General features: G+C 69.7%; 12 protein-coding genes. 6 read left to right on the top strand and 6 right to left on the bottom strand.

Annotated elements, in window-relative coordinates; translation table 11 throughout:
• The first annotated feature begins 9 nt into the window (after positions 1 to 9).
• Positions 10 to 330 (top strand): transposase, encoded by a 321-nt coding sequence (locus AB8735_RS01875; protein ID WP_344027324.1) that lies wholly within the window; start codon positions 10 to 12, stop codon positions 328 to 330.
• Positions 331 to 590: 260 nt separating this feature from the next.
• On the opposite strand, the gene AB8735_RS01870 is transcribed toward AB8735_RS01875, so the two are convergent.
• Positions 591 to 1,103, bottom strand: coding sequence for an O-acetyl-ADP-ribose deacetylase (locus AB8735_RS01870; RefSeq protein ID WP_372404715.1), 513 nt, complete (start codon positions 1,101 to 1,103; stop codon positions 591 to 593).
• A gap of 336 nt (positions 1,104 to 1,439) precedes the next feature.
• Positions 1,440 to 1,637: a hypothetical protein gene (locus tag AB8735_RS01865; protein WP_372404713.1), complete on the bottom strand. Its 198-nt coding sequence runs from the start codon at positions 1,635 to 1,637 to the stop codon at positions 1,440 to 1,442.
• 205 nt (positions 1,638 to 1,842) lie between these two features.
• Between AB8735_RS01865 and AB8735_RS01860 the strand changes: the two genes are divergently transcribed.
• From AB8735_RS01860 to AB8735_RS01840, 5 genes are all read left to right on the top strand, one after another.
• Positions 1,843 to 2,340, top strand: a complete 498-nt coding sequence (locus tag AB8735_RS01860) for a hypothetical protein (RefSeq protein ID WP_372404711.1) — start codon at positions 1,843 to 1,845, stop codon at positions 2,338 to 2,340.
• Positions 2,341 to 2,448: 108 nt separating this feature from the next.
• The gene (locus tag AB8735_RS01855) at positions 2,449 to 3,195 is read left to right on the top strand and encodes a transposase family protein (protein WP_372411753.1); all 747 of its coding nucleotides are present in this window, start codon (positions 2,449 to 2,451) and stop codon (positions 3,193 to 3,195) included.
• 123 nt (positions 3,196 to 3,318) lie between these two features.
• Positions 3,319 to 3,798 (top strand): DUF317 domain-containing protein, encoded by a 480-nt coding sequence (locus tag AB8735_RS01850; RefSeq protein ID WP_372404709.1) that lies wholly within the window; start codon positions 3,319 to 3,321, stop codon positions 3,796 to 3,798.
• Between the two features lie 31 nt (positions 3,799 to 3,829).
• Entirely contained in the window at positions 3,830 to 4,324 is a 495-nt protein-coding gene (locus tag AB8735_RS01845; RefSeq protein WP_372404707.1) for a hypothetical protein, read from the top strand.
• A gap of 673 nt (positions 4,325 to 4,997) precedes the next feature.
• Positions 4,998 to 7,517, top strand: coding sequence for a DUF4118 domain-containing protein (locus AB8735_RS01840; protein WP_372404705.1), 2,520 nt, complete (start codon positions 4,998 to 5,000; stop codon positions 7,515 to 7,517).
• Positions 7,518 to 7,734: 217 nt separating this feature from the next.
• On the opposite strand, the gene kdpC is transcribed toward AB8735_RS01840, so the two are convergent.
• The 4 genes from kdpC to kdpF are packed head-to-tail and all read right to left on the bottom strand — an operon-like array spanning position 7,735 to position 12,209.
• Positions 7,735 to 8,358 carry a potassium-transporting ATPase subunit KdpC gene (kdpC, locus tag AB8735_RS01835; protein ID WP_372404702.1) on the bottom strand — a complete coding sequence of 208 codons (624 nt, stop codon included), beginning with the start codon at positions 8,356 to 8,358 and terminating at the stop codon, positions 7,735 to 7,737.
• Between the two features lie 22 nt (positions 8,359 to 8,380).
• Positions 8,381 to 10,462, bottom strand: coding sequence for a potassium-transporting ATPase subunit KdpB (kdpB, locus tag AB8735_RS01830; RefSeq protein WP_372404700.1), 2,082 nt, complete (start codon positions 10,460 to 10,462; stop codon positions 8,381 to 8,383).
• Complete coding sequence (gene kdpA / locus AB8735_RS01825) at positions 10,462 to 12,126, bottom strand: potassium-transporting ATPase subunit KdpA (RefSeq protein ID WP_372404698.1); 1,665 nt, start codon at positions 12,124 to 12,126, stop codon at positions 10,462 to 10,464. The genes kdpB and kdpA overlap by 1 nt, the downstream gene beginning before the upstream one ends.
• Entirely contained in the window at positions 12,126 to 12,209 is an 84-nt protein-coding gene (gene kdpF / locus AB8735_RS01820; protein ID WP_372411752.1) for a K(+)-transporting ATPase subunit F, read from the bottom strand. Before kdpF ends, kdpA begins: the two co-directional genes overlap by 1 nt.
• Positions 12,210 to 12,539 lie beyond the last annotated feature (330 nt).

Here is a 12,539-nt window from a genome sequence, read left to right as displayed (position 1 = left end):
ACATGGTGGCTGCAGTTCTTCCTGACGGAAGCCGCCTGGGACGCCGACCGGGTCAACAATCGGCGGCTTGAGCTGCTGCGGACGCAGGAGGCGACTGCACCGCACGAGGGCGGGGTGATCATCATCGATGACTCCGGGGACCGCAAGGACGGCACGGCCACTGCGCACGTGGGACGGCAGTGGCTGGGCCGGCTGGGCAAGACCGGCTTGCGATTCGACGGGTCGCACGCCCGACCGGGGCGCAATGCCGTGTCGATCGTCCTGGACCTCGAGGCGCGGATGGCCGAGCTGATGACGCATACGGGACAGGTGACAAGGCCCCCTCTCTAAGGCGTCAGACCATGCCCACGGTGTGGAGCATTGACCCACCCCTGAGTCCCCATTACCGGGCGGCGGCCGTGGCTTTGATGTGCCTGCCTCACGCGGTCGTGTTCATCCCGTTCCTCGGCTTGGAGCGTGTATCTCTGCGGAGCTGCTGGCTTCGCTGGTGGCTGAAAGGCCAGCGGTCGGCCGAGAGGACGGATCGAGCCAATTCGCCGTCGTCCGGACGGTGAGGCGGACGGCCCTGATGACAATGCAGGTCCGAAGCGTTACAAGCCGAGGTGTGCGGTGAATGCCGCGTACGCCGGTTCATCGAAGAGGACGAAGCGCACTTCCCGCACCGTCGTCTTTGCCTCCCGTACGGTTGCCACGGCGATGTGGGCCCCATCGTTCATCGGCCAGCCGTAGATACCCGTGGAGATGGCGGGGAAGGCCACTGTCATGGCGCCCAACTCATCAGCCACTCGGAGAGATTCGCGGTAGGAGGACGCCAGTAGGGCGGAGCGGTCCTCGCTGTTCGACCAGCGAGGACCAACTGTATGGATTACCCAACGGGCCGGGAGGCGGCCTGCGGTGGTGGCGACGGCCCGGCCAGTGGGCAGGCCCTTGCCGTAGTGGGAGGCGCGCAGGTCGCGGCAGGCATCGAGGATCTCCGGGCCGCCCGCGCGGTGGATCGCGCCGTCGACGCCGCCGCCTCCGAGGAGGGAGGAGTTCGCGGCGTTGACGATGGCGTCGACGTGCTGTTGCGTGATGTCGCCCCGGACGCAGGTGATGGTGACCATGAGCACTATCTTCCGGGTTTTCCAGGCACGTTGCTTGCCGAAACACAGCGGACAAGCTGATTGGGGAGGTCGCACCCCGGCTCGTCCTGTTACTGCTGGCTGTCGTGTCTCGAGGGCGCACCGAGGCGTGCTCCGCGCGCCGTGAAGCGCTGACGACGCGCGCCAAGGTGATGTGGCGGCTATCTCGGCAATGCCTTCGACGTGCGGGCAGATATTGGTGGTGGACCATCAGTGACAGCGCTTGCTTTGCCCGTGCGGCAGTCCGCCACGCGATACGGCACTGTGACACGCTCCTTGCACGGCCGTGTGGCCGTGCAAGGAGTCCATCCGACGCGCCTACTCTTCGGCCCCGCCCTGTTCCCGCAGGGGCCGCAGGGCCCCGTTGCCGTGGAAGCGGATGATGGGGTAGCGGCCGTGGAAGTTGAGTGCTCGTGCACCAGCGGGGACAGGCGCGAGCGGATCTCCGAGGAGACGGTGACGCCCCCGGTCCAGTTTCTTGACCGCCACGCCCGTGTAGAGGGTGTTCCACCACATACCTGGCCGTTCGCGCCTTTGCGCAGGTCAGGGATGTTCTGGGCCATCGACGGTCAGCAAACCGTCAGCATCGGTCCAGAGGAGTCAGCAACACATGGCGGCCAACGCTTTGCCCCGGGGTATGGGTTCGTTTTTTAAGGAGTGTGAGCATCCTCGGTCGAGGTGGTCGAAGTGCCCGCACCCGTACAGGATCAGGTATCGGGCGGTGTCGGGGAAGCAGGTGGAGGAGTCCGGGTTCACGACCCAGGACAAGGCCATCGAGCGGCTGACGGAAATCTACAAAGAGAAGAAGGCGGCTCCCCGGAACCAGGCCAGGGCGGAGCGCGTCGCGAAGTACGGGGCGATGCGGTTCGGGGAGTACGCCGCCGAGTGGAAGGCCGGCCAGCGGGACCTGGCCCCTTCCTCACTGCGTCACCTGGACTCGCTGCTGGAGCACCATGTGTTCCCGGCTCTGGAGAGCCGGCGGATGAACACGTTCGACCACAAGGTCGTGGACGGGTTCATCCGCACGATGGAGCGCAGCGGTGCGGGGCTGGCGACGCAGGCCAACGCCTTCGACAAACTGAAGTCGATCCTCCTGGACGCGCACCGGCTCGGGCTCTTCGACGAGAACCCGCTGGAGGGCGTGAAGCCGCCGCAGTACGACCCGAAGCGGGCGGTGATCCCCTCAGTGAACCTCTTTCATCCTGTGCCAGGAGGGTGAAAGGGGCTGGTCAGGGGCGGTAACGAGGCGAGGCTCCTGGTCGTTGCGCTGATGTTCTCTACGCACCGCGCTTCGCCCGAGGAGCCTCGCTTGGTTCCGTATCCTTCCATGCTCGATGTCCCCTATGAGCTCGTTGAGCATGTCTCATGGCTGATCCACGCCCGCCGGCAGGAGCTGAAGTCGCCGTGGCGGAGGCTGGGTTGTTTCAAGCAGGCCCTGCTGACGCTGGCGCACCTGCGGAAGAACGAGACGTTCGCGCAGGTGGGAGCTGGCTTCGGTGTCTCGGAGGCAACCGCCTGGCGGTACGTCGACGAGACGCTGGACGTCCTCGCGGCCTGGGCTCCTGGCCTCCGTGAGGCTCTCGTGGGCCTGGGTGAGGGGGACTTCGTCGTCGTTGACGGCACGCTGATCCCCACCGACCGCATCAGGGCGGACGAGCCGTACTACTCGCAGAAGCACCGGAAGCACGGCATGAACGTGCAGGTCGTCGCCCGCCCGGACGGTACCCCGCTGTGGTTCTCCCGGGCACTGCCCGGCCGGACCCACGACCTGACCGCTGCCAGAGCCCACGACATCGTGCAGACCTGTCTCACCCGGCAGATCCTCATCCTCGCCGACCGCGCCTACCAGGGCGCCGGCGCAACCGTCCGCACCCCCTACTACGGCCACCGCGAACTCCCCGAGCACTACAAGCGGTTCAACCGTGTCCATGCCCGCCTCCGGGCTCCCGGCGAACGCGCCTTCGCCCGCCTGAAGACCTGGCACATCCTCCGCCGGGCCCGATGCTCCACCAACCGCATCAGCCGCATCGTCCAGGCCGTCCACACCCTCCTCACCTGCAGCTATTCAGGATGAAAGACGTTCACTGAGTTCGTCTCCGCATTCACCACCGCCCTCGCGACGGCGTTTACCGAAGGCCCGGACGCCTACCTCACCGGCCCGGACCCCGCTGTACCCGGAGCGTCCGCGTTCACGGCCGTGGAACCGCTCTTCGACCGCGGCTGGAAGCTCTGCTTCCCCCACGGCGGCGTCATGGAGTTCCGCAGCGCGGACGACCTGGCCGGCGTGCAGCACACCCAAGGCAGTCTCGACCACGAGCGCGAACTGACCACCCTCGACGCCCGTTGGTACCTGTGGGGCGGACCGGCTGGACCCCGCTGGTACGCCACCGCCTCCTCCAACACCCCCGTCCCACTGGTCACCGCCATCACCACCGCAGTCTCCGACCCCGCACCACTGCCACGCTGGAAGGACGCGATGCCCCGCTCCCTCCGCGAGACCGCCCAGCTCACCCCCGTCACCCCACCGCGCCCTCCGGCGCCCACCCCACTCGACGTACAGCGCAACACCGCCCGGGTCGGCCGCTCACCGGTCCTGGGTACGGTCAGCATCCCGCGCTGGAGCACTACCTCCCGGCCACCTGCTCTTCCTCCCGCCCGGACGGGCCCGCGCCGTTGACCCGTCCCTCCAGCAGAAGACGCCTTCCTCCATGCCCCTGAACGCGCACGAGTTCTTCACCGACCACCTCCAACTGCCCTTCGATGACAGCGCCGTGATCGGAGACACCTACTACGCCATCCCCACGCCCGGCACACCGCTGAGACTGCGGATCGACTTCGCACCCACCATCCGCCACGGCGAGTACGACGGACTGCGCCTGCAGACGGTCCACCCCGACCACGGAGTGGTGGACAGCGCGATCCTCACCTTCGCCGACCACGGCACGTTCACCCGCCGGGACGCCGCCCGCACGGTACGCCCCGGCCAGGACGGCTTCGCCCGCATCCGCGACTGGCACCGCGACGGTGAACCACCGTGGAAGGGAGCCGACCCCAGCGGGTTGCGTCACGCAATCGAACAGTACGCGCAGGCTTGGTTCCCGGCCCCGCCTCGAACTCCCGCGGTGCCCCACCTGGCAGCTGCTCATTCGGCGGTCCGATTGCCGACTGCGCCACCGGGCCGCCCGGTTTCCCGCACCCGATGATTCAGTCTGCCCCCGTACTCGAAATCCGGGCAGTCCAGCTCAGCGGCTCTCAGGAGAATTCCTTCTTCACGCGCCCCCGCCCCCCCTGCTCCGCCTGCCGCACGCCGACCGCGGCCGTCGCCGTCGCCGCAGCTGTGACCAGTGCCCTGGCCTGGGCCCCGACCGCCTCCGCCCATGCCCCCGAGCTCACCCTCAGCACGTCTGTCTCCACGCGCAACGAGAGCGACGACCGCACTGCTGAGTGGTCGTTCTCACACAGGTCCGGCTCCGTCTTGGAGACACGGAGTTGGTCGGCCGGAGCCGGGACCGGGGACGCTTTGGCCGGGTCGACCGCTGGTTACCACGAGATCCATCGGGCCCTGATCGCCGTGGAGTTCGCCGAGCTGTAACACCTGTGCGAATCGAAGGGGGGCGGCCATGCCGCCCGGCGTCGCATCCAGCGGGCACTGGATCTGAGAGAGGCCGGTCTCGGGGAACGATCCGAGAGGATCCATCGCCGTGCGCGGCCGGTGAGGGCCGGGCGGTCGCGAGTGCCCCTCGTGGCAGCCGTGGCAGCGGACTCTTCCCGAGCGCGGCTTGGCCGCCCTGCCCGGTGCACCATGGAAACCGGAGGATCCCCGGGCCGGAGCGCGGCTCGGGCGGGACTCGTGGACGAGCCGGCGGGAGTCGGTCGATGGCAGCGCGCGGAAGACTGCGGATCTACCTCGGGGCCGCCCCCGGCGTGGGCAAGACCTACGCCATGCTGGAGGAGGGCCGGCGGCTGCGTGCCCAGGGCACCGATGTGGTCATCGGCTTCGTCGAGCCGCACGGCCGCCGTCCGACAGCGGCGATGGCCGAGGGGATCGAGACGGTGCCGCGCCGGACCGTGGCACACCGGGGAGCGGTGTTCACCGAGATGGATCTCGACGCCGTCCTGGCCCGGGGACCCCAGGTGGCCCTGGTCGACGAGCTGGCCCACACCAACGTGCCCGGCAGCCGCAACGCCAAGCGGTGGCAGGACGTCGAGGAGCTCCTGGACGCCGGCATCGACGTCGTCACCACGCTCAACGTCCAGCACCTGGAATCCCTCAACGACGTTGTCGCGCAGATCACCGGAGTCCGGCAGCGCGAGAGGCTCCCGGACGAAGTCGCGCGCCGGGCCGACCAGATCGAACTGGTCGACCTGCCGCCCGAGGCCGTGCGCCGCCGCATGATCCACGGCGACATCTACCCGCCCGACCGCATCGAGGCGGCACTGACCCACTACTTCCGCGTCGGCAACCTCACCGCCCTGCGTGAACTCGCCCTCCTGTGGCTCGCCGACCGGGTGGAGGAAGGACTCCAGCGCTACCGCACCGAGCACGGGATCGCCGCGCCGTGGGAGACCAGGGAACGCATTCTCGTCGGCCTGACCGGCGGCCGGGAGGGCGAGACGCTCATCCGCCGCGCCGCCCGCATCACCGCCCGGACACCGGGCAGCGAACTGCTGGCCCTGCACGTCACCCCGGGCGACGCGCTCACCGGCGCCGATCCGGCGGTCCTGGCCGAGCAGCGCGCACTCGTGGAATCGCTGGGCGGCAGTTACCACCAGACCGCCGCCGACGACGTCGTCCGGGGACTGCTCGACTTCGCCCGGGCGGAGAACGTCACCCAGATCGTCCTCGGGGCCAGCCGCCGGGGTCTGCTGGGAACCCTGCTCCGTGGTGACGTGGGACGACGGACGATCCACCGGTCCGGTCCCGTCGACGTCCACGTCGTCACCCACGAGGAAGCGGCAGCGTCCGTGAGCCTCGCGCTGCCGCGTCCCGGGCGGGGCATGGGCCGCAAGCGGTTCTGGTCGGCCATGGCCGGGGCGGCCGTACTCCTGCCGGCGCTGACCGCCTCGCTCACCGCGCTGCGCGACCGTCTCGATTTCTCCGGCGATCTCGTGCTGTACCTGCTGGTGGTCGTCGTGGTCGCGCTCGTCGGCGGCCTCGGTCCGGCCCTGCTCACGGCGGTCGCCGCGGGGCTGCTGGCCAACTACTACTTCACCGCGCCCGTGCACACCTTCGACGTCGAGCGCGGCAACGACATCCTCGCCCTGGCCGTGTTCGCGGCTGTCGCGCTGCTGGTGGGCACGGCGGCCGGAGCGGCCGGCCGCCGCACGTACCAGGCCGCACGGGCCACGGCCGAGGCACAGGCCCTCGTCCGGATGGCGACGGCCATGATGCACGGCCACGACCTCCCCGCCCTCGTCGAGCAGTTGCGCGAGAACTTCGGCCTCGGCGCCGTCAGCCTGCTCGAACGGACGGGCCCCGCGGCCCGGCCCCGCTGGTTCGTCGTCGCCAGCGCGGGTGAACGCCCGCCCGAACGCCCCTACGACGCCGACCTGGAGAGCCCCATCGACGAGCACCTGACCCTGGCCGCCCGGGGCCGCGGCCTGAGCGCGGAGGACCAGGACATCTTCGCGGCATGTGCCACCCAGTTGGGCATCGCCTACGCCCACGGCCGGATCACCCTGCAGGCCGCGGAGACCGGCACCCGGGAGGCCGCGGAACACGCCCGCGCGACGGTAATGGCCCTGGCCGTCCGTGACCTGCGGGCAGCCCTGGCCGCGGCCGGCGCGGCGCTCACCCGGCTGGCGGAACCGGCCGAGAGCAGGCCACCCGGTGAACGGGCACGTCTGCTGGCCGAAACACAGGACTCGGTGGGACGTGCCGAACAACTGGCCGGTGACCTCGACGCCCTCGGCCGGCTGCACGCGGGCGCCCTGGAGCTGCACCTCCGCCCGGTCGACGTCGGCGAGGTGCTCACCACGGTCCTGGACGACCTCGGGCCCGGCGGCGGCACGATCTCGGTCTCGCTCCCGGAGGAACTGCCGGACGTCGTCGCCGACGCCGCCGTCCTCGTCCGCGCCCTCACGGCGGTCGTGGCGGACGCCCTGCGCCGCCGCGATTCCGGCGGATCGCCCGCTCTCACGGCCCGGGTGGCGGACGACCGGCTGATCATGCGTATGGGCGGCGCCGGAGGGGAGACGGACACGGCGGCCGCTCCAGGAGGAGGAGCGACGGGCGAACGAGCCGAAAACCTCTCCCTGCGGCTGGCCCGCGACCTCGTCGAAGCGATGGGAGGCACGCTGGAGGGAACGGGACAGGTGGTCACCCTCGCCCTGCCGGTGGTCGCACGCCACCCGGAGCACGGCGGGCGCTCTCCGGGGGACGACGGGAGCGGCTGACGGGACGTCCGTGCCGCGCACCGGACGCACGTGAACGGGTCCCGCCGTCCCTGCGGAGGGCGGGACCCGCGTCCTGCCGAGGTTCCCCCGCGTCTCGGGAGAACCCCTGGTCCAGGAGCACGGCGACGACGCATGGCGCCGGGACGTGAAGAGCAGGAGAACCGCCCTGCACGGGCAGAGGGGCATCCACCGTGCAGGGCGGTGTCGGGAGGACCTGTCAGAGGTTGCTCAGGTCATGGTTGAGCTCGACGACATTGACGTGCTGCCGGCCGAGGAAGCCCAGACCGCGGTCACTCACGTGATCGGCGACGAGCCTCCGGACCCGCTGTTCCGCCAGCCCGTGGGCCGCTGCGACCCGGGCCACCTGTTCGTACGCGTAGGCGGGGGAGATGTCGGGGTCGAGGCCCGAGCCGGAGGCGGTGAGGGCGTCGGCAGGGACCGTCGCCGGGTCCACGCCGTCGAAGGCGGCGACCGCGGCGCGCCGTTCCCGGACGGACTCGACGAGGCGGGGGTCGCCCGGGCCCAGGTTGGAGGCGCCGCTGGCGGTGGGGTCGTACGGTCCGGCGCCGTTGCCGGCGTCGGCGGCGGAGGGGCGGGGCTGGAACCAGCGGGGATCCGGGCGGAGTTGTTCGGAGATGTCGTCGGGGTTCCTCTTCGGCAGGGCGAAGTTCTGGCCCAGGAGGGATGAGGCCACGGGCCTGCCGTGGTCCGTGATCAGGGAACCGTTCGCCTGGTGCGCGAAGGCCAGCTCGCCGACGCCGGTGACCGCCAGGGGATAGGCGATGCCCGTGACGACGGTGAACACCAGGAGCATGCGCAGGGCCGACAGGTGCAGGAGCATGGGTGCCGTCTCTTCTCTGCGGTCAGTGGAGGCCGGGGACGAACTGCACGGCCAGATCGATGAGTTTGATGCCGAGGAACGGCAGGACGAGCCCGCCCAGCCCGTAGATCCAGATGTTGCGGCTCAGCAGGGACGCCGCGGAGGCCGGACGGTAGCGCACGCCGCGCAGCGCCAGCGGGATCAGCGCCACGATGATCAGCGCGTTGAAGATGACCGCCGAGGCGATGGCCGAGGTCGGGCTGTGCAACCGCATGATGTTGAGCTTGTCGAGGCCCGGGTAGGCGGTCGCGAACATCGCGGGGATGATCGCGAAGTACTTCGCGACGTCGTTGGCGATGGAGAAGGTCGTCAAGGCGCCTCGGGTGATGAGGAGTTGCTTGCCGATCTCGACGATCTCGATGAGCTTGGTGGGGTTGGAGTCCAGGTCCACCATGTTCCCGGCCTCCTTGGCGGCCGAGGTGCCGGTGTTCATCGCCACGCCCACGTCGGCCTGGGCCAGGGCCGGGGCGTCGTTGGTGCCGTCGCCGGTCATGGCGACGAGCTTGCCGCCGGCCTGCTCGCGCTTGATGAGCGCCATCTTGTCCTCGGGCGTGGCCTCCGCCAGGAAGTCGTCGACCCCGGCCTCCTGGGCGATGGCCTTCGCCGTCAGCGGATTGTCACCCGTGATCATGACGGTCCTGATGCCCATGCGCCGCAGTTCGCCGAACCGCTCGCGCATGCCCTCCTTGACCACGTCCTTGAGATGGATCAGGCCCAGTACCCGCGCTCCGTCGGCATCCTGGACGGCGACCACAAGGGGAGTACCGCCGCTCTCCGAAATCCGTTCGGCGGCGTCGTGGACGTCCTCGCCGACCGTGCCCCCGGCCTCCCTGACCCATGAGCCGACCGAGCCCGCCGCGCCCTTGCGGACGCGGCGCCCGCCGATGTCCACTCCGCTCATGCGGGTCTGCGCGGTGAACGGCACGAAGGTGGCCCGCTTCAGTTCCCCCTCCGTACGGGCGCGCAGCTTGTACCGCTGCTTGGCGAGGACGACGACCGAGCGGCCCTCGGGCGTCTCGTCGGCCAGGGAGGACAACTGGGCGGCGTCCGCGAGTTCGTCGGGGCTCACCCGTCCGACGGGCAGGAACTCCGCGGCCTGGCGGTTGCCGAGGGTGATGGTGCCGGTCTTGTCCAGGAGAAGGGTGTTGACGTCGCCGGCGGCCTCGACGGCGCGCCCGGACATGGCCAGGACGTTGCGCTGGACGAGCCGGTCCATGCCCGCGATGCCGATGGCGGAGAGCAGGGCGCCGATGGTGGTCGGGATGAGGGCCACCACCAGCGCGACGAGGATCACGAGGCTCTGCTCGGCACCCGCGAAGACCGCGAACGGCTGCAGGGTGACGACGGCGATCAGGAAGACGACGGTGAGCGAGGCCAGCAGGATGTTCAGTGCGATCTCGTTCGGCGTCTTCTGCCGGGCCGCGCCCTCCACCAGGGCGATCATCCGGTCGATGAAGGTCTCGCCCGGCTTGGAGGTGATCTCGACGACGATGCGGTCCGACAGGACCTTCGTGCCGCCCGTCACGGCCGACCTGTCCCCTCCGGACTCGCGGATCACCGGTGCCGACTCCCCGGTGATCGCCGACTCGTCGATGCTCGCGACGCCTTCGACGACGTCCCCGTCGCCGGGGATGACCTGCCCGGCCTCGACGACGACACGGTCGCCGAGGCGCAGTTCGGCGGCGGGCACTTCCTCCTCCGGGGGCGACACCGCTCCGGGACGCCAGTCCCGCAGACGCCGTGCCGTGGTGTGCGTCCGGGTACGGCGCAGCGTCTCCGCCTGCGCCTTGCCCCGGCCTTCGGCCACCGCCTCGGCGAGATTGGCGAACACCACGGTCAGCCACAGCCACACGGCGATCACCCAGGCGAAGACGCCGGGGTCCTTCATCGCGGAGAGGGTCGTGAGCACGGCGCCGGTCTCGACGACGAACATCACGGGATTGCGGAACATCAGGCGCGGGTCGAGCTTGCGCAGGGCGCCGGGGAAGGCGGCGACGAGCTGCTTGGGGTCGAGCAGGCCGCCGGAGACACGGTGCGGCTGGTGGACGGTTCCCGTGGTCGACATCAGTGGAGTCCCTCCGCGATGGGCCCCAGCGCCAGGGCGGGGAAGTAGGTGAGGCCGACGACGATGAGGATGACGCCGGTGAGCAGGCCGACGAACTGGGGCCGGTGGGTGGGCAGGGTGCCCGCCGTCACCGGTACGGGCCGCTGCCCGGCGAGCGCCCCCGCGAGTGCGAGGACGAACACCATCGGCAGGAACCGCCCGAAGAACATCACCAGGCCGAGCGCGGTGTTGTACCAGACCGTGTTGACCTGCAGGCCGGCGAAGGCCGAGCCGTTGTTGTTGGCCGCGGAGGCGAAGGCGTAGAGCACCTCGGAGAAGCCATGCGCACCGGAGTTGGTCATCGCCTTCTGTTCGCCGGGCAGGGCCATGGCTAGGCCGGCGCCCGCGAGGACGAGCGCGGGGGTGGTCAGGATGTAGAGCGAGGCGAACTTCATCTCCCGGCTGCCGAGCTTCTTGCCCAGGTATTCCGGGGTCCGGCCGACCATCAGACCGGCGACGAAGACGGCGACGACCGCGAGGACCAGGATCCCGTAGAGACCGGATCCGGTGCCGCCGGGGGCGATCTCCCCCAGCAGCATGTTGAAGATGAGCAGGCCGCCGCCGCCCGGGGTGTACGAGTCGTGGAAGGAATTGACCGCACCGCAGGAGGTGAGCGTGGTGGACACGGCGAAGAGTGCCGACGCCCAGATGCCGAACCGCTGTTCCTTGCCCTCCATCATGCCGCCCGCCGCGTGGCCCGCCGGACTGCTCACGCTGTGCAGCTCGTTGGCGGTCACCACGGCCACGGAGGCCGCCCAGAGGATTCCCATCACGGCGAGGACGGCGTAGCCCTGCCGCCGGTCGCCGACCATGGTGCCGAAGGTGCGCGGCAGCGAGAAGGGGATCACCAACAGCAGGTAGATCTCCAGCAGGTTGGTGAATCCGGTGGGGTTCTCGAAGGGGTGGGACGAGTTGGCGTTGTAGAACCCGCCGCCGTTGGTGCCGAGTTCCTTGATGGCCTCCTGCGAGGCGACCGGGCCGCCCGTGACGGCCTGGTGGTCACCGGCGATCGTGGTGATCGTCTGGACGCCGTGGAAGTTCTGGATCACACCGGAGGCGAGCAGCGCGACCGCGAACACGAAGGCGAGCGGCAGCAGTACGCGCAGGACGATGCGGGTCAGGTCGACCCAGAAGCTGCCGATCCGGTCGGTCTGCTTCCGGGTGAATCCCCGGATGAGGGCCGCGACGATCGCGATACCCACCGCCGCGGAGACGAAGTTCTGGACGGCGAGCCCGGCCATCTGCACCAGGTGCCCCATGGCCGATTCACCTGAGTACGACTGCCAGTTGGTGTTGGTGACGAACGACACCGCCGTGTTGAACGCCTGGTCGGCGGGGACCGGTTTCATGCCCACGGACAGCAGGAGGCGGTCCTGCACCCGCTGCAGGCCGTACAGCGCCAGCAGCGACACCAGCGAGAACGCCAGCACGCTGCGCAGGTAACCCGCCCATGTCTGCTCGGCGTCCGGGTGCACGCCGCCCGCCCGGTACACGAGGCGCTCCGGGCGGAGGTGCCGGGTGCTGGTCAGGCTGTGGGCGAGATAGTCGCCCAGCGGCCGGTACGAGAGGGCGAGCGCGCCCACGAGGGCGAGGATCTGCAGCCAGCCGGCGAGGGTGTCGTTCATCAGAACCTCTCCGGGAAGAGCAGACAGAAGACCAGGTAGCCGAGCAGGGCCACAGCGGTGACGAGCCCCACGATGTTCTCCATGCTCACAGTCGCTCGACCCCCTTCACGACGAAGTGGAGGACGGTGAAGCAGAAGAGGACGAGCCCGATGAAGGCCAGATCCGCCATAGGCGATGCACCCCGTTGATGTGTGAGGAGCGGTGGAAGGATGTGACCCGCCGGCTGCGCATGGAGACAGAGGCGCGCGGTGGCGGGAGCGACAGACCGATCTGATTGAGCCACCTAGAGCGAAGCGCCAGAGATCGAGTGTGACCAGTCCTCTTGTCGCATTGTTGATGCGCAACGACGCTCTATTGACGGGGCGTTTATTGCTATCGATGCTTTGTTCTGTACTCGATGGCGAGTGGGGGCG

The sequence above is a fragment of the Streptomyces luteireticuli genome (genome assembly GCF_041519305.1).
In the GTDB taxonomy this organism is placed as follows: Bacteria; Actinomycetota; Actinomycetes; order Streptomycetales; family Streptomycetaceae; genus Streptomyces; species Streptomyces luteireticuli.
This window is presented reverse-complemented; position numbering and strand designations above follow the sequence as displayed.